Origin of the sequence: Sedimentimonas flavescens (genome assembly GCF_019264375.1) — a bacterium.
Lineage (GTDB): Bacteria > Pseudomonadota > Alphaproteobacteria > Rhodobacterales > Rhodobacteraceae > Rhodobacter > Rhodobacter flavescens.
The window spans coordinates 58,571-75,205 of sequence record NZ_JAHVAI010000014.1 but is presented as its reverse complement, the minus strand read 5'-3'; the positions used below and the strand labels follow the sequence as shown (position 1 = coordinate 75,205).

Genomic DNA, 16,635 nt, shown 5'->3' with positions numbered 1-16,635 from the left:
TCGATGGCTTCATGGTCCGATCCTTCTGTTGGGTCGGACTCTAGCATCAACTGGAGGAATTATCGGGGGTCACAGCAGATGTCTGGCGTGGCATGGCCCGCCGACCGCAGCGGAAGTACCTGAACCGGAAAACGAATATACGAAGGGCGATGAATCGGGTCAGTCTGTTCCTTCCCGAACTCATGTCCGGAAAGCCGCAGCGCATACTGGAATTATCGACCGCCCATGGCGCTATTCTTGAGGTCTTGCGCCACTACGGTCATAAAGTCGTCGGAAATGACTATGTGAATATGGTCAGCGGGGAAACGCAGGCCGAACGTGCAATCTATCGCGATATCAACGACCAGAGCTTCTCGCGCGCGTTCGACGATTATGGGTTGCCTGTTCCAAGCGGTGGCGTGCTGGAGGATTGGCCCTACCGACCTATAATCGAGTCTATCAACATCCCGATGCAGTTGTTCGATGCGGGCATAACGCCCTATCCCGTAGAGACAGCCAGTTTCGACTACGTTATTTCCATGCAGGCGATTGAGCACTACTGCCACCCGCGGGACTGGTTGAAGATTGTTGATGAGATGTGCCGTATCTCACGGCGGAGCGTCTTCTTGCTACTCAATCCGATGATGCCGGAAATGGCCGCCGACCCCCATTACTCAGAAGCGTTCCACACAGCGCGAGAGGCTTTGCGCGACTACGACCAAAACGGGTTTCGCTGTGTCGGATGTCATCTGCACTGGGGGCAGGCGCTTGGATTCAAGCTGATGAGTACATGATATGCTTGTGATGCACATTGGCTCTCCGAAGACAGGCACCACCTCGCTTCAGGGGTTCCTCCATACCAACGAAGAACGCCTTCGGGCGCAGGGTATTAACTACATGCGCGCGGGGCGCTCGCACATCGCGCACAACCCGCTTCCCATGGCCGTGGCGCAGCGCGAAGAGACTGCTTTGCTCGACGCTATTGTTGCGGAGCATGAGGTCACACCAGATGCGGTTCATGTGGTCTCAAGCGAAATCATGTTTCGCATTATCGTCGCACGGAGATTGCGCAGAAGCTTTCCCGAGGCTCTGCGCGCTCAGACACGTGTCGTTTGTTACCTGCGCCGCCAAGATCTCTATGCCGAAGCAATCTACAAGCAACTCGCCAAGAACGGGTTGGTCAAACTGGACCGACCAGGTTTTTTGGCCGGACATATGCCGAAGCTGAGCTATTCGGCCATTCTGGATACCTACGCAGAGATCTTCGGTGTGCAGAACATGATCATCCGCCCCTTCGAGCGCGAGCGCTTCAGAGGCGGAGACATCGTCGAGGATTTTGCGTCCGAACATCTGGGACTAAGCTCTCTTGACGGGTTCGACCGTCAGGCCAGCCACTCGAACCCTTCTCTCTCTGTTGAACTGACGGAAATGCTGGGCCGCATCGCCTATGATCGACATGCAAACCCACGACAATTGATCCGGGAGCTCAGCAAGATGGAGGATCCTCTGCTGTTCTCGTCGCGCGATACGTTTTCTTTGTCGGAACGGCGGCACATCATGGAGCAGGTCGCCAGCGACAACGAGGCGATCCGGGCAACGTATTTGCCCGATCAGAGTGCCCTTTTCGACCTAAACGACCTCAACGACACCGAAAGCGAGGACGCCTTGTCACCCCTGCGTGTCGCGGCACGCGCACATGCCGGGGCGCTCGCGCTGGCACGGGCTCTTCAAACCCTCGCCCCAAGTAGCGAACCTGCTCTTGCAACACCGAAGCCGCCAGCTCCCCAACCAGCGCCCGCGAAACCTGTTCCGGCCTATCCGATCTGGTTCGATGAGATTTGCCCCGCCGGTCCGCACAAGGGTTACTTCCAATGGCTCGGCCACCACGGGGCCAGCTTTGTTGATCGCGGTGCCGATCAGCTTGTCGTGACCTTCGACAATCTACACAACGTGGGCGACACGCGCCCGGAGCGAAATCCTTGGGCGGCCAAGTTTTGCGCAGACAATGGCTGGTCGCATCTGGGCATCATCTCGCAGCGGCCCGACTGGCTGCGAGATGCAGAACTGATAACCTTCTTCCAAGAGCAGGCGGATCGCGGCTTCTTCCAGCGCTTCGCGCGTGTCACTTTCGCCGGAACGTCGATGGGTGGCTTTGGCGCGCTGACGTTCTCGGCGCTATCCCCTGGCGCAACTGTCATCGCTTTTAGCCCGCAAAGCACATTGGACCGCGCTCTGGTGCCGTGGGAACGCCGCTTCGCCAAGGGGCGTGGTGCCGACTGCTCGCTACCATACGGGGACGCCGCGCAGAGCATTGCCACGGCCAGCAAGGTCTGGTTGATCTATGACCCCTTCAACGCACCCGACCGACGCCACATTCTGCGGCTTAAGGGGCCCAATACCACAGCCATGCGCGCACCGGGCCTAGGTCATAAGACAGCGCTTGCACTCAATCGGATGGGCTTTCTAAAGCCCGTCATCGAAAGCGCGGTCGAGGGTCAGTTGGACCAAGTATCCTTCGCCCGCATGATCCGCGCACGCAGAAGCCTATTCATCTATCGCGAGGAGATGGCGGGGTATCTGACCCGGCGTGGCCAAGACGAACGCGCCGATCGCTTGCGCGCCCTGTTCAAGCAACACCGCCGTGCGGGCAGCGACTGACCCGCTCAGGAATGGACCGTCTCTTGCCGCTCGACAGTGAAGAAGAACCGTTCGGCAGGATCCTTCGCGGCGATCTCATCGGGAATGCAGGTCGGCCCCGCCAGAAACACATTCGCCCCGAAATGCCCGTGCAAGCGCGAGAGGCGCTGCATCTTCTGGCTGGTGATCTCGTCGAAGAATGCGCCGTAACCGGGATCGGCCCGTAGCTCGGTGATCTTGGCGCGATGCGCGGCAACGCATTCGGCATGGGCGGCGGCGATCTCGGGGTCGGCTAGCAGGCGTCGCATCTCGGCTTGCGCCTTCGGCAGCGCCCGCTGGATCGAGAGATCTTCCTGCGCATTATTGTTCATGCGGAACCAATAGGCGAGGCCCTGATCGCGCTCGACATGGTTCACCCGGCCCCGATCGCGTTTGACCAGAAAGCTCTCGGCCGAGCGGACGGCATAGTGATTGAGTTGCACGAGGTCGTAGCCATAGGTTTGGACGTTTGAGCGCCACGCGCCGCGATACTCGCCTTCAGGCAGGGGTCGCCCCGAGCCGTTGACCCAGTGGATCTTATCCAGCTTTTGCGCCGAGAAGCCCTTGGGGCGATGCACCCCAAGCTTGCGGAAAATCCCGACATTGGCAAAAAGCGTCTTGAAGCCCCAGGCCTGATGCGGCTTGGGCGTGAACTCGGGGGCGCAGCGGGTGAACTGTTGCGTCACGAAGGCGTCGTTGAAATCCGCAGTGTCTGCGTTACCGAACAGCCGCCAGGTCATCGAAATCAGATTGGCCTCGGGCACCGCGGCGAACAGAGCATCCAGAGTGCCGTCCCCGACCTTGATATTGATGAACTCATCGACGTCGATACAGGTCACCCAGGCGGCCTTGCCGATCACCGGCTCATCCGTTGCGACGGCAAGGGCGGCGTGTTGCGGGCGCATATCCATCGCGCGGAACGGGTTATCGCGATGCTGCACGAGGCCCTTGCGCTCTAGCAAGCTCAGGAAGCTGGCGGTCCCGTCGGTACAGTCGTTGGTGTAGATCAGGAAATCGTCGAAGCCGATCGCGCGGTGATAAGCGAGCCACTCGAGGATGAACGGACCCTCGTTCTTCATCGTGGTCACGATGGCGCGGCGGCCAGTCTTGCCCGGCGTCAAGGATGTCTCGGGGGCGGGCATGCGAATAGGCCTGTGCTCGAAGGCGTCCTCGGCCAGCGCGAGAAGCCGCGCGTCCTCGATCAGTGCGGCACGCGGGACGATGCTGGCGATGGTCTCCACCGGGTGGCGCAGGTTCATGCAGCGGTGGAAGCGCCAGGCCGGAACGCGCGGGTCGGCCGCCGCATTGCCCACCCGTGTCATGCGCCAGACCGCCTGCGGGCTGGCCTTGGAAGGCGCGATGCACCAGCGGTTCCAAACCTTGCTGGCGTCGAACTGCACGCAGATATGGTCGCCAAAGCTGATGGGGTCACCCGCACGAACGCGCCAAGGGTAGGCCGAGCGCCCCGCCAGCGCGACAACCCCGGTGTCAGCCGCGACGGCCGCATCGAAGACCGAGCGCCCCTCCGGCGCCTCCAGCAGGTCATGCACCTCGACATTCGCCACGGCGCGCGCTTGTCCCAGGTAGCGCTGGCGCATGATCTCATAGCAGATCACCTCACCCAGAGGGGCGCGCCACGGGTCTGGCTCGGGCAGGTCCATCCGGTCCCTGCCGGGGCTTTCCGGGGCGCAATAGGGGTGTTGCTCGGGCGGCTGGCTGCGTTTGCCAAGCGGAAGCAGCGCGCGGAGCAGCATCACCACAAGCGCGCTCTCCGCCAGAGCGCCCTCTAGCGCGGCATCGAAGGCCGTATCCTCCCCCGGCGGCGAACGGTCGAGAATGACTGCCCCGTCCAGCCCCTGCGTTGCTGCGTGATAGGCCAGCCAGTCAACAATGGTTTCGGCGCTCTCACCATTTCGGACGGCCGCGAAGGTGTTCTTGCCGCGCAGCAGGCCGAGGTCCGGGCGAAACGGCGTTACCCGAAGACGAACCGCACCAAAGACGCACTCAAGCGGCGCGCCTTCGGCAATCCTGACCTGCAGAACCGGGGCCGACATCACCCAAGCGGTGGACAGAAGTTCCACCCCCGGCCCAAAGCCGATCTGCGCGACATCCGTTCCAGCGGCAAAATAAAGAGATACCCGGCGCGTTCCGTCATCCACCGGGCGCTCGACCGCGTCGAGCAGCGTCACACCACCCGCCGAGACCGAACACATTTCCCCAAACAAAAGCACCGCTGAACTTCCGATCCGCCTATTCCTGTCGCGCCAAACTAAACGCCCCCGCGCGGCTTCACAACGTGCGGCTGCATCGCCGGGTGCGTCTCATTTTGTCGGTTGCAGGGGGTATGTGCCTCGTCTATATCACCAGCAAGGCACCCATAGCTCAGCTGGATAGAGCGCTGCCCTCCGAAGGCAGAGGTCAGAGGTTCGAATCCTCTTGGGTGCGCCAAACCTCCAACGATCTCAAAGACCTGCCATCGGCCCATCCGCGGCATCCATTTGATGTGCAAAGAAAAAGGGCCGTTTCCGGCCCTTTCGTGCATCGCTCAGGACAGGCCCAGCTTTTTCAGTCGCGCCTCGCGCAGGCGGGCGAAGTCATCGCCGGCATGGTAGCTCGACCGCGTCAGGGGCGTCGCCGAGACCATCAGGAAGCCCTTGCCATAGGCGGCTTTCTCATAGTCCTTGAACTCTTCGGGCGTGACGAAGCGGTCCACCCGATGGTGCTTGGGCGTCGGTTGCAGATACTGACCGATCGTCAGGAAGTCGATATCGGCCGAGCGCATGTCATCCATGACCTGCAGGACCGACTGGCGATCCTCGCCCAGGCCGACCATGATGCCCGATTTGGTGAACATGGTCGGGTCAAGCTGCTTGACGCGCTGAAGCAGCCGCAGCGAGTGGAAATAGCGCGCACCGGGGCGAACCGTCGGATAAAGCCCGGGCACGGTTTCAAGGTTGTGGTTGAACACATCGGGCTTGGCCTCGACCACCGCTTCAAGCACCCGATCATCGCATTTGAGGAAGTCGGGCGTCAGAATCTCGATCGTCGTCTCGGGCGAGCGGTGGCGCACCGCGCGGATCGTCTGGGCGAAGTGTTCGGCCCCACCGTCATCCAGATCGTCGCGGTCCACCGAGGTGATGACGACATGTTTGAGGCCAAGCGTCTTCACCGCATGGGCGACGCGGCCCGGCTCGAACGTATCAAGCGCGTCGGGCTTGCCGGTGGCGACGTTGCAGAACGAACAGCCCCGCGTACAGATCTCGCCCATGATCATCATGGTGGCGTGGCCGTGGCTCCAGCACTCGCCGACGTTCGGGCAGCCCGCTTCTTCGCAAACCGTAACCAGCTTGTTCGACTTCAGGATGTCGCGCGTTTCCTTGTATCCCTGCGAGGTCGGCGCCTTGACGCGGATCCAGTCGGGTTTCTTCGGCTGGCTCTGGTCCGGCTTATGGGCCTTTTCCGGGTGACGCTGGCCGGGGATATTGAATTCGCGCACGGTGTATTCCCCCTCATATGGGCTGTTTCGCCTAGATAGGCCCAAACGGTCCGTCAGGCAATGCCGTTACGGAACACCTCAGGGAAAGCTTGCGCGGATCTCGGCCAGCAAGGCCCGCCCTTCGCTGCGCAAAACCTCGGCCAAGGGTGCAAACCACTGCCCGCAGTCGGGGCAGTCCCGGCGGCGCACAAGGCGCAGGGTGCGGTGCGGCTGTTCGGCAAAACGCAAAAGGGCGATGCCCGGGGTGGCCTGCGTTTCGACCGAGGCGGCGATCTCGGGCATCAGAGTCAGCCCCATCCCCTGCCCGACCAACGCGCAAAGCGTGGATAGCGAGGAGGCGCCCAGATCAACCGTCTGCGCCGCGCGCGTCAGCCCGCAGAGCGCCAGCGCCTGATCGGCAAGGCAATGCCCCTCTTCAAGCAAGAGCAACTCGCCGGGGTCGAGCGCGTTCGGCGGCAGGCCCCGATTCTCGTCCAGCAACTCGGGTGTTCCGGCCAACAGGAAGCAATCGTCGAACAGGATCTCCTCGTGGCATTCGGGCGCGGGCGTTGCGATGATCGCCGCATCGAGGCGCCCGGAGGCGACTTCGGATAGCAGGGTTTCGGTGCGCGCCTCGCGCAGGCGCAGCCCCTCGGTTTGCGCGCGCAGTTGCGGCAAGGCGCGCGGCAGCAGATAGGGCGCGATAGTCGGGATCACCCCGAGGTTAACCTGCCCCCTGCCCGTCCGCACCTCGGCCTGGAGCGCCCGCAGCTCGGCCTCGATCCGCTCAGCCCGGGCAACGACCATGCGCCCCGCACGGGTCAGGCGCGCCTCGCGCGGTCTGCGCTCGACGAGCTGAAGGCCAAGCTCGGCCTCCAGTTCCTTTATCTGCATCGACAGCGCGGGCTGCGTGACATGCACCGACTCGGCCGCGCGGGAAAACGAGCCCGTGCGCGCGATCGCGAGAAGGTAGCTGAGTTGGCGAAGCGTGATGTTCATAACGAACACTTATCGCATTCGCTGCCGCGCGCAATTTCAATTGATGGAAGTTACCGTTATCCGATCAGCGGCGAGGCCCCTCCATATGTCTCGTCATAGTGCCGCTTGAGCCGCATCAAAGCGATGCGCAGCACGATCTTGCCCGAACGCGCCGACCAGCCAAGGCGCCGCTCGGCCGCCTCAAGCCCCTCAAGAAAGCAGCAGCAGCGCAGAACCATATCGCCAAGGCCCGGCCCCAGATCGCGCAGCGCCGCCGCCACGCGATCCCGCGCGCGCTCAGACCCGCCGCCATGGCCGAGGTCGGGGCGATACTGACCACGGTCACCGCCGGTCATGAACCGCTCCCAGTTCTGGGCGACGCGCGGCCCCATCTGCGCCAGTTCGAAATCCTCGCGCAGGCGCTCTCCCGCCGCGACGAGTTCATGCGTCAGGAAGGGCTGCCCATTCGCATCGCGCCGACGGGCAAGCACGCCAAGCGGGCTTTCAGCTAGGTTGGCGCGCATCCGGCGGCGGCGGCCTTCCTCGGCGGGAACCTCGCGCGTGCCCCAGTCGCGGTGCTGCGCCCCGAAGGGGTTTCCCTCGCCCTCGGGCGTATCCCCGCAGGCTGAGGCGTCCTCTTCGATCATGCGCTTGAGCGCGGCGCGCCCGGCCATCGAGATCTCGTAGCTCGTGACCCGGCCTGCATGTTTGACCTGGATCCAGTCCTGCAAGGCGAAGGCCTGCGCCACGGCGCGCTCCAGAACGGCGGTGCGTACCGTGCCGCGCAGCACTACGGCCTTGTCCATATCGCCCGCGACGATCAGGAGCGCGCCCTGCTCCGCCAGACGGCGCAAGATCCGGCGCCCCTCGCGTGCAAGCATCTCTTCATCGGCCGGAATCTCCGGGGTGCGGATCGTTGCAGTCATTGACGCCTGGTCCTTGTGCTGATCGGCCAAGCGGGAATCGGGGGTCGAACGCGCGCCAAGCTGCGCTAGCGCCTCATCGACCAAAGGGTCGTCGCGACGCGACTCAACCCGACGCACCCGGCGCAGGACGGTCGAGGCGTGACACCCCTCGCGCCGCGCTAGTTCCCTGATCGGCACGCCTTCCTCGACGTGGCGCAGATAGAGCCGGGCATAATCGGGCAGCCAGGCGGGAAGCTCCGCCTTGACCGATACAGTCATCGTCATTCGTTCCCCAAATGTGGCGCAAGTCATTGGAATACGCCGCAATCCTTCCCGCTTAACCGTGGTTTGCTTTGGTTACCTGTCCGTTAAGAAACGGAACGATCCCGAGATTTCTTTAAAATTTCTAAAGATCTGGAAACCCGGCGTTCGGTTGAGCGGTCGAATCCGCAACACCCGCTTAGGTTGTGCCACTTTTCCGCAAGACAACCCGGAGACATGCCCATGACCGAACTCGCCACCCAAATCGCCGCGCTGCGCCGCCCGCGCCTGTTGATCCGCGCTGCGCGCTTCGGTCAGCGCGACTATAGCCGCGCGCGCGACCTGCGCCGCCTGATGCGCGTCCCCGCACCGCCAGCGCCCGAGCACGCATTGGCGCGCCTGCTCGATGAGGAAGCCCGTCTTGAGGCGGCCCGCCAGGAGGGCGATGCCGCCTATAGCATCTCGCGCCATGTCGACCTGCTGATCGCCGTGATGGCCGAGGCTCGGCTGCTGCCGCACACCCCGGCTACGCAGCCCCAGCTTAGCGCGATTTGAACAGCGACCCGAGGACCCCGCGCACAATCTGCCGACCGGCCTGGTTTCCGATCTGACGCGCAAGACTCTTGCCGAAGGCTTCGAAGACCGAATCCGAGCGCGAGGAACTGCGCCGGGTCGTCGAGGACTTCGTGACCTTCGGCGACTTGCCCGACTCGTAGCGCCGCGCCTTCTGGAATTCTCGCTCCCGCTTTTCCTCCGCCGCGCGGGCTTCGGCTTCGGCGGCCTCATTGGCTGCCGCAGTGGCCCGCGCCGTCAGGATCTCATGCGCGGATTCACGGTCGATCGCCTTGTCGTATTTCAGCCCATAGGGTGATGACTGCACCACCACGCGCCGCTCATCAGGCGCCAGCGTGCCAAGGCGCGATTGCGGCGGGCGCACCAGCGTGCGCTCGACCACACCCGGCACACCTTTCGCCTGAAGGAATGAAGTCACGGCCTCGCCGGTGCCAACCTCCTTGATCGCCTCTTCCGTCTCGAACCGTGGATTGGGGCGGTAGTTCTCGGCCGCGCGCTTGAGATCCTTCTGGTCCTTCGCGGTGAAGGCGCGCAGCGCATGCTGAACCCGGTTGCCAAGCTGGCCAAGGATGCCCTCGGGCACATCCGCCGGGTTCTGGGTGATGAAATAGACGCCCACCCCTTTCGAGCGGATCAGGCGCGCCACCTGTTCGACCTTGTCCACCAGCGCCTTGGGCGCGTCATCGAACAGCAGATGCGCCTCATCGAAGAAGAAGACAAAACGCGGTTGATCGGGATCGCCGACCTCGGGCAGTTCCTCGAACAGCTCGGACAACAGCCACAGCAGGAAGGTTGCATAAAGCCGGGGCGAGGCCATGAGCTTGTCCGCAGCGAGAATATTGACCCGCCCGCGCCCGTCGGGTGCCAGCGTCATCATATCGGCCAGATCGAGCGCGGGCTCGCCAAAGAACTTCGTCGCGCCCTGGTTCTCCAGCACCAGCAACTGCCGCTGGATCGCACCCACCGTCGCGGTCGCGACGTTGCCATAACGAAGCGAGAGCGTGTCGGCATTCTCGCCCACATACACCAACATCGAGCGCAGATCGGCCAGATCGAGCAACGCAAGCCCTTCCGCATCGGCAAGGTGGAATGCGATGTTCAGCACGCCCTCCTGTGCGTCGGTCAGGCCCATCAGGCGCGACAGCAGCAGCGGCCCCATCTCGGACACCGTCGTGCGCACGGGATGCCCCTGTTCGCCGAACAGATCCCAGAAGGTGACAGGGTAGTCGCGATAGGTCAGTTCATAGCCGATGGTATCGGCGCGCTTCTGGAAGGCGTCATGTAGCTTGGCCGTGGCCGAGCCCGGCATGGCCAGCCCCGCGAGGTCGCCCTTGACGTCGGACATGAAGACCGGAACGCCCGCGCTGGAAAACGCTTCGGCAAGAATTTGCAGCGTGACCGTTTTGCCCGTGCCCGTCGCGCCTGCAATCAGCCCGTGCCGATTGCCGTACTTGAGCAGCATTTCCTGCGGCGTCGCATAACCCTCGCCGCCTCCGCCCACGAAAATACCCTTGTCAGTCAATACCCCGGTCATGCTGCCCTCACTCAGAAAATTACGCCAATAGCGTTCGCTGCGCACAATACTAACTTAACGCGCCAGTGCCACCATGCATCTGTCGCGCAGACAAGCTGCCTTGTGGCGCGGCGCTTCCTCCCTGTCGGACTAGCCGCGCCACAAGGCGCGGCTTTTTTCTGCCAAAACAGCTGGTTGGATTGATCGAATTGACTGTTGACGTATGGTTTCTTCCGAATTAGCGTTCGCGCAATGAGAAAGTCGGCCAGTCCGACAGGGGTAAATGGAAAAGGGTTCCGCTTGCGGGGCCCTTTTTCTATTCCGCCGCCGTGATCACGCAACTGTGGTTGCCTGGGCAAGCAGATCCAGCCCGGAGGGAGCATTTCTCCCCTGACTTGCCGGGCCCGACATGCTAAGAGGCGCGCAATTCCTAACGGATGGAAAGAACAATGACCGAGCTGAAAACCTCCCTCCTCATCGCCCTCACCCTGAGCCTCGCGGCCGTCACTGCGCAGGCGCAAGACGCGACCGCCCCCGCCGCCGAGGCACCCGCCGCGACCACCGAAGCCGCGCCGGAAGCGCCTGCGGCCGATGGCCCCGGCTCGACCTATGTCGCCGAGACGCATGGCGACTGGGCGATCCAGTGCGTGCGTACCGAAGAGGGCAACGATCCCTGCCAGATGTACCAGCTGCTCAAGGACGACAAGGGCAACAACGTGGCCGATATTGCCATGGTCGCCCTGCCGAAGGGCGGCAAGGCCGTAGCGGGCGCCACCATCGTCACGCCGCTTGAGACGATGCTGACGCAGAACGTTTCGCTTGCCGTCGACACAGCCGAACCGCGCTACTACCCGTTCACCTTCTGCGCGCAGATGGGCTGCGTGAGCCGCATCGGCCTGACCGAGGAAGAACTGGCGGCCTATAAGAAGGGCAACCAGCTTCAGATGATCATCGTACCGATGGCCGCGCCCGACAAGAAAGTGCAGCTCGCGATTTCGCTCAAGGGCTTTACTGCCGCTTACGAAGCCGTCGAGAAGGCCAATGCCGACAATCAGTGATCGGAGCTTTCAGCGCCGCATCTGAACGATAAACGCCGCCCCTTCGGGCGGCGTTTTCTTTAGACTTTCGACAGGGCCAAGACCGCGTTCAACCCGCCGAAGGCGAAGGCATTTGAAAGCGCGGCCCGCACGGGCACCTGACGCGCGGTATTGGGTACGATGTCCAGCGCACAGTCCGGATCCGCCTGCACATGGTTAATCGTGGGCGCAATGATCCCGTCGCGCAGCGCCATCAGGCAGGCCAGCAACTCGACCGCGCCGGTGCCGCCGATGCAGTGGCCGTGCATCGCCTTGGTCGAGGACACCATGACCCGCTCGGCCGAGGCGCCAAGCGCCGCGTGGATCGCCGCGCATTCCGTTCGGTCGTTCGCAGAGGTTCCGGTGCCATGCGCGTTGATATAGCCGATTTCATCAGCCGCTAGGCCCGCATCCGCCAATGCGCCGCTGATCGCGCGCGCAGCCCCTTCGGCCGAGGGCGCCACAATATCGCCGGCATCCGAGGTCATCGCAAAACCGCGCACCTCGGCCAGGATCTCGGCGCCGCGCGCCGAGGCGCTTTCATAGCTTTCCAGAACGAAGACACCCGCGCCTTCGCCCTGCACCATCCCGTTGCGCGTCGCACAGAATGGCCGGCAGCCATCGGGCGACATGACACGCAGGCCTTCCCACGCTTTCAGCCCGCCGAAATTCAGCATCGATTCCGACCCGCCCGCCAACATCCCATCGGCCATTCCCGAACGGATCATCTGGAACGCAAGGCCGATGGCATGGTTCGAACTCGCGCAAGCTGTGGCGACCGAGAAGGACGGGCCCATCAGCCCCCATTCCATCGACAGATGCGAGGCCGCCGCGTTGTTCATCAGGCGCGGAACCGTCAACGGATGCACCCGGTTCTTGCCCTCGGCGAAGACCGTGCGGAAGGCGTCATTGACGGTCGAGTTGCCACCGCCAGCGGTGCCCATCACCGCGCCCCAACGCTCGGGCGCGCCGGGGGACTTGCCCAGACCGGCCTGCGCCATCGCCTCGCGCGCGGCGACCAGCGCGAGTTGCGCGAAAGGGTCAAGCAGGGTCAGCTGCGCGCGCTCGAAATGCGCCTCAGGTGTCCAGTCACGCACCTGCGCGCCAATCCGCACGCTCAGCCGCTCGACATCCGGGAAATCCAGAGGGCCAATGCCGCAGCGGCCCTCTGCAAAGGCTTTCAGGGTGCCGGGAACGTCCTGCGCCAGCGCATTGACCGTGCCCGCACCCGTGATGACAACTCGCCTCATTCTCAGGCGGCCGCGGGCGCTTGCCCTGCGATCATCCGCTCGACCGCGCGCACGATGGCACCGACCGAGGAGATGTCGAAATGCGACTGGCTCGGCTCGTTCGCATTGAAGGGAACCGAAATGTCGAAGGCTTCCTCGATGGCGAAGATCACTTCGACAAGGCCGAGGCTGTCCAGCCCAAGCTCGTCGAGGGTCATGTCGGGATGAACGGCGGCGGGCTCGAGAATCGCTTCACGGGCGATGATGGAGATGATCTGGTCTTGCACGTCGGGCCTCATCTGTGGGGTTACTCCGCACTCCCCTTCTGGGCCAATTTTGTAACAGTTTCCCGAAGCTCTGAGACTTGTGCAAACAATCGCGACAGGCGGCGTATGTTTTTCCACGCCTCGACATGGGTATCCATCTTGATCGCCGGATACCCCAGCAGCACGCGCCCCGCCGGCGCATTCGACATGATCTTGGTGGCGCCGCCTGCAATCACGTCATCGCCCACGAAGATATTGTCGGACACGCCGCATTGCCCGCCCAGAACCACGCGGTTGCCGATCCGGGTGGAGCCGGCGATGCCGACCTGACCGCACAGCAGGCAATCCTCGCCCACCTGAACGTTGTGCCCAACATGCACGAGGTTATCGAGTTTGGTGCCCCGCCCGATCGCGGTCGCGCGCACGGTGCCCCGGTCGATACAGGCATTCGCGCCGATCTCGACATCGTCGCCGATCTCGACCGTGCCGAGCGAGTGGATCCGCGTCCAGCTTTGCTGGCGGATCTCATCGCGGTGGCCAAGGGTTTCGCGGATCTCCTCGATCCCGGATTTCTCGGGGGTGACGAAAGAAAAACCGTCCGCCCCGATCACCGCGCCAGGCTGGCAGATGAACCGATCACCGATCACGACGCGCGCGCCGATCTTGGCGCCCTGAAGGATCAGCGCGTCTGCGCCAATCTTCGCGCCTTCGGAAATCATCACATGTGCGGCGATCCGAGCATTCGCCCCGATGCGCACGCCGCGACCGATGACCACGAAGGGCCCGATGGCGGGGTCGGCGCCGATCTCGGCGGTGGGGTCGATGACGGCCGTGGGATGAATGCCGGGGGCGATCTCGGGGCCGGGATCAAAGGCTTTCGACAGGCCCGCCATCGCAAGCCGGGGCCGCGCCACGAAAATCGCTGCGCTCAGACCGTAGGATTGCCAGTCCGCTCCCTCCCACAGGATTGCCGCACGCGCCTTGCCCTGCGCAATGCCGGGCGCATATTTCGGGTCCATCGCAAGGGCGATCTGACGCTCGCCCGCAGCTGAGGGCTCGGACGCGCCCTCGATCGGCAACTGCAAATCGCCTTCCGCCCGGGCGTTCAACGCCTTGGCAATGGTTTCAACGGTTTGCGCCATGAGCCGGACCTTTCGAAGCGGGCACCATCCTGCGCCCTACCCCGATTTAATGCGCCAGCAGCTGCAATTCCACCCCGGCGTTTTCCAGCGCCGACCAAAGCGCGGCATCGCGCCCATAAATATCGCGCCGGTATTCCATCTTGCCGCGCGCAGTGGGCCATGCGGTGAAATAGACCAGATGCACGGGCACGGGCTTTTCAAGCTTGACCGTGGTTTCCGCGCCGGTGTTCAGCACCTTCTTGAAAAACCCCTCCGGGTCATCTGTTTGGAGCGCCAGCAGCGCATAGGCCAGATCGAACGGGCGCCCCACCCGGATGCAGCCGTGGCTATAGGCGCGCACCTCTTTCTCGAAGAGCGACTTCGAGGGCGTATCGTGCAGGTAGATATTATGAGGGTTCGGGAACAGGAACTTGACCAGCCCGAGCGCGTTGCCATCCGAGGGTGGCTGTTTCATCGCGAAGGGGAAGTTGCGCGCGTTATAGGCCGCGAAATCCACTGCCGAGCGCGGAACCGTCCGCCCGCGCGAGTCGATCAGGTTGATATGTCCCGCCGCGTTCGGATTGCGCTGCATCATCGGCAGGTATTCCTTGACCGTGATCGAGCGCGGAACGTGCCAGGTCGGGTTGATGACCATCATTTCCATCTGGTCCGAGAACTCGGGCGTGCGGCGGTCCGCCTGGTTCTGCCCGACAACGGTCACCGACTCGAAGGTCTGCTTGCCGTTATCGAAGATCCGCACCGAGAAATCGGCGATATTCACCCAAACATGGCGCGCGCCAAGCTCAAGACCGTTCATCCAGCGCAGCCGCTCCATCGCAACAAGAATGGATTTCATCCGCTCTTCGGGCGCCCGGTTGATTTCCTTGAGGGTGCTTTCGCCTGCAACGCCGTCGGCGGTCATGCCCAGATCGAACTGGTACTGCTGGACGGCCTTCTGCATTTCGGCGTCATAGACCGCCGTAGCCGAGCGCCCAAGGTATCCCATCGCCTGCAAACGTTCGCGCAGCGCGACGACGGCGGGGCCATCGTCTCCGGGGCGCAGCACCTTGGCGGGCACGGTTGCCCCCCAGCCACCGCGCGCGATCTGCCGCTGCAAATCCAGCCGCGCCTTGATCAGTTGGGCATATTGCGGCCCGCGCGGCGCGAGGCCATGCATATAGGCCATCGGCTCATCCGACGCAGCGACCAGACCTTGCAGCAAAACCAGCCCATCGCGCCGGGGAATCTCGCGGACAATGCCGGAATCGACTTTCTTGGGCTCCAGCACACCGTTCGAGACGTCATGCGCATAGGTCAGGAAGGCGCGCGACATCGCGACCTCAAGCATCCCGCGCTCGCGCTCGGAACGCACGGCGGCGAACTGGGCGCGCAGGCCCTCGGCATCGTAGCGTGCGGCGGGCAGACCATGGGCCCCCGCCATCTCTAGCGCCCCGAACAGGGCCGCACGGCGCGCGGCATCATCTGCGCCGGTCCAGATAGGCTCATAGTTACGCTGCGCGTAGAAGGCTGAAAGCGCGGTATCGGCCGAAGACACCTCGGCAATCGCCTGAGCATAGCCCGAAATCATCTGCGCCTCGGCACGCGGCGCATCCAAGCCCACGGCCAGGGTCGCAACCATGATCGCAGTGGAAAGACGCAAACCGAATGCCGACAACATCAGAACTCCGAAAAAGAATGAACTCCCGTTGAAAACAACGTTCAAACAAAAGGCCGGAACTGTCCAGACCACCTGCCCAGAACCCGCTTCTGCCGAGTTTTTCCGCAGGCCGACCGATGCAGCCGCGCCACAGCCCGCCAGTTGCGCAAAAAACCGCCGAAACCTCACAAATGCTCACAAAACCGCGAAAACAACTGTTGGAAGGTGACTTAGGTCATGGCATAACACTGTCATCGTTTGAGAATTAATAATTACGCACGGCCGAGATAACGGTACAGCGATGAGGCAGGACAGGCGAACGATATGACTATGATGACGACGACCCGGCGTGGGCTCCTTGGGGTCTTTGCGGCGACGATGGTTACGGCCGCCCCTACGATGAGCAACGCTTTCGGGATCCTCCGCGGCGCCGGTGATGTGCGTCGCATCCGCATGTACTCGGGCCGGACCGGCGAGAGCGTCGATACCGTCTATTGGATCGAGGGCGAGTACATCAAGGAAGCCCTCAAAGAGATCAACCACTTCATGCGCGACTGGCGCACGAACGACGCAACTGTCATCGACCCGCGCACCATCGACATCGCTGCTGCCTCGCATCGCCTGATGGACGTGAACGAACCTTACATGATGCTGTCGGGCTACCGCTCGCCCAAGACCAACGCGATGCTGCGGTCGAAGTCGCGCGGCGTCGCCAAGAATTCGCTGCACATGAAAGGCATGGCCGCTGACCTGCGCCTCAAGTCGCGCTCGGTGCCGCAGATGTATGCGGCCGCTGCTGCGTGCCACGCTGGCGGTGTCGGCAAATACACCCGCTCGAACTTCGTGCATATGGATTGCGGCCCGGTTCGCACCTGGGGCGGCTGATCCAGCCCTGACCGATGCCAGGAAACCAGCGCCGCATTCGC

At 63.1% G+C, this 16,635-nt stretch carries 15 protein-coding genes and 1 tRNA gene; 7 read left to right on the top strand and 9 right to left on the bottom strand.

Annotation, left to right across the window (positions count from 1 at the left end):
- Nucleotides 1-92: 92 nt before the first annotated feature.
- Both KTQ37_RS13775 and KTQ37_RS13770 read left to right on the top strand, forming a co-directional pair.
- A complete protein-coding gene (locus KTQ37_RS13775; RefSeq protein WP_328799733.1) occupies nucleotides 93-773 on the top strand; it encodes a class I SAM-dependent methyltransferase in 681 nt (226 codons plus the stop codon).
- A gap of 1 nt (nucleotide 774) precedes the next feature.
- Nucleotides 775-2,637 carry a hypothetical protein gene (locus KTQ37_RS13770; protein WP_218631096.1) on the top strand — a complete coding sequence of 621 codons (1,863 nt, stop codon included), beginning with the start codon at nucleotides 775-777 and terminating at the stop codon, nucleotides 2,635-2,637.
- Between the two features lie 5 nt (nucleotides 2,638-2,642).
- Here KTQ37_RS13770 and KTQ37_RS13765 read toward each other — a convergent pair whose 3' ends face one another.
- On the bottom strand, nucleotides 2,643-4,886 hold the full coding sequence (locus tag KTQ37_RS13765; RefSeq protein ID WP_328799732.1) for a glycosyltransferase family 2 protein: 2,244 nt from the start codon (nucleotides 4,884-4,886) through the stop codon (nucleotides 2,643-2,645).
- A gap of 140 nt (nucleotides 4,887-5,026) precedes the next feature.
- Between KTQ37_RS13765 and KTQ37_RS13760 the strand changes: the two genes are divergently transcribed.
- A tRNA-Arg gene (locus KTQ37_RS13760) sits at nucleotides 5,027-5,103 on the top strand.
- A gap of 97 nt (nucleotides 5,104-5,200) precedes the next feature.
- Here the strand turns inward: KTQ37_RS13760 and lipA are convergent.
- The 3 genes from lipA to KTQ37_RS13745 form a co-directional block, all read right to left on the bottom strand.
- The gene (gene lipA, locus KTQ37_RS13755; RefSeq protein ID WP_218631095.1) at nucleotides 5,201-6,151 is read right to left on the bottom strand and encodes a lipoyl synthase; all 951 of its coding nucleotides are present in this window, start codon (nucleotides 6,149-6,151) and stop codon (nucleotides 5,201-5,203) included.
- Between the two features lie 78 nt (nucleotides 6,152-6,229).
- The gene (locus KTQ37_RS13750; protein ID WP_218631094.1) at nucleotides 6,230-7,129 is read right to left on the bottom strand and encodes a hydrogen peroxide-inducible genes activator; all 900 of its coding nucleotides are present in this window, start codon (nucleotides 7,127-7,129) and stop codon (nucleotides 6,230-6,232) included.
- 56 nt (nucleotides 7,130-7,185) lie between these two features.
- The gene (locus KTQ37_RS13745; RefSeq protein WP_218631093.1) at nucleotides 7,186-8,298 is read right to left on the bottom strand and encodes a DUF6456 domain-containing protein; all 1,113 of its coding nucleotides are present in this window, start codon (nucleotides 8,296-8,298) and stop codon (nucleotides 7,186-7,188) included.
- Between the two features lie 219 nt (nucleotides 8,299-8,517).
- On the opposite strand from KTQ37_RS13745, the gene KTQ37_RS13740 reads away from it, so the two are divergent.
- Nucleotides 8,518-8,829, top strand: a complete 312-nt coding sequence (locus KTQ37_RS13740) for a DUF6477 family protein (protein ID WP_218631092.1) — start codon at nucleotides 8,518-8,520, stop codon at nucleotides 8,827-8,829.
- Here KTQ37_RS13740 and KTQ37_RS13735 read toward each other — a convergent pair.
- A complete protein-coding gene (locus tag KTQ37_RS13735) occupies nucleotides 8,816-10,381 on the bottom strand; it encodes a helicase HerA-like domain-containing protein (RefSeq protein WP_218631091.1) in 1,566 nt (521 codons plus the stop codon). The two genes, KTQ37_RS13740 and KTQ37_RS13735, sit on opposite strands and share 14 nt — an antisense overlap.
- 428 nt (nucleotides 10,382-10,809) lie before the next feature.
- Between KTQ37_RS13735 and KTQ37_RS13730 the strand changes: the two genes are divergently transcribed.
- The gene (locus KTQ37_RS13730) at nucleotides 10,810-11,418 is read left to right on the top strand and encodes an invasion associated locus B family protein (protein WP_218631090.1); all 609 of its coding nucleotides are present in this window, start codon (nucleotides 10,810-10,812) and stop codon (nucleotides 11,416-11,418) included.
- Nucleotides 11,419-11,477: 59 nt separating this feature from the next.
- Here the strand turns inward: KTQ37_RS13730 and KTQ37_RS13725 are convergent, their stop codons facing one another.
- The 4 genes from KTQ37_RS13725 to KTQ37_RS13710 are packed head-to-tail and all read right to left on the bottom strand — an operon-like array spanning nucleotide 11,478 to nucleotide 15,691.
- Nucleotides 11,478-12,686 (bottom strand): beta-ketoacyl-[acyl-carrier-protein] synthase family protein, encoded by a 1,209-nt coding sequence (locus tag KTQ37_RS13725; RefSeq protein WP_218631089.1) that lies wholly within the window; start codon nucleotides 12,684-12,686, stop codon nucleotides 11,478-11,480.
- Nucleotides 12,687-12,688: 2 nt separating this feature from the next.
- A complete protein-coding gene (locus tag KTQ37_RS13720) occupies nucleotides 12,689-12,964 on the bottom strand; it encodes an acyl carrier protein (RefSeq protein ID WP_218631088.1) in 276 nt (91 codons plus the stop codon).
- A gap of 8 nt (nucleotides 12,965-12,972) precedes the next feature.
- Nucleotides 12,973-14,073: a UDP-3-O-(3-hydroxymyristoyl)glucosamine N-acyltransferase gene (gene lpxD / locus KTQ37_RS13715; RefSeq protein WP_218631087.1), complete on the bottom strand. Its 1,101-nt coding sequence runs from the start codon at nucleotides 14,071-14,073 to the stop codon at nucleotides 12,973-12,975.
- 46 nt (nucleotides 14,074-14,119) lie between these two features.
- Entirely contained in the window at nucleotides 14,120-15,691 is a 1,572-nt protein-coding gene (locus KTQ37_RS13710) for a L,D-transpeptidase family protein (RefSeq protein ID WP_236021225.1), read from the bottom strand.
- Here KTQ37_RS13710 and KTQ37_RS13705 point away from each other — a divergent pair.
- Both KTQ37_RS13705 and KTQ37_RS13700 read left to right on the top strand, forming a co-directional pair.
- Complete coding sequence (locus KTQ37_RS13705) at nucleotides 15,690-15,938, top strand: hypothetical protein (RefSeq protein WP_218631102.1); 249 nt, start codon at nucleotides 15,690-15,692, stop codon at nucleotides 15,936-15,938. The genes KTQ37_RS13710 and KTQ37_RS13705 overlap by 2 nt on opposite strands.
- A 95-nt stretch (nucleotides 15,939-16,033) precedes the next feature.
- On the top strand, nucleotides 16,034-16,594 hold the full coding sequence (locus tag KTQ37_RS13700; RefSeq protein WP_218631085.1) for a YcbK family protein: 561 nt from the start codon (nucleotides 16,034-16,036) through the stop codon (nucleotides 16,592-16,594).
- Nucleotides 16,595-16,635: the final 41 nt, after the last annotated feature.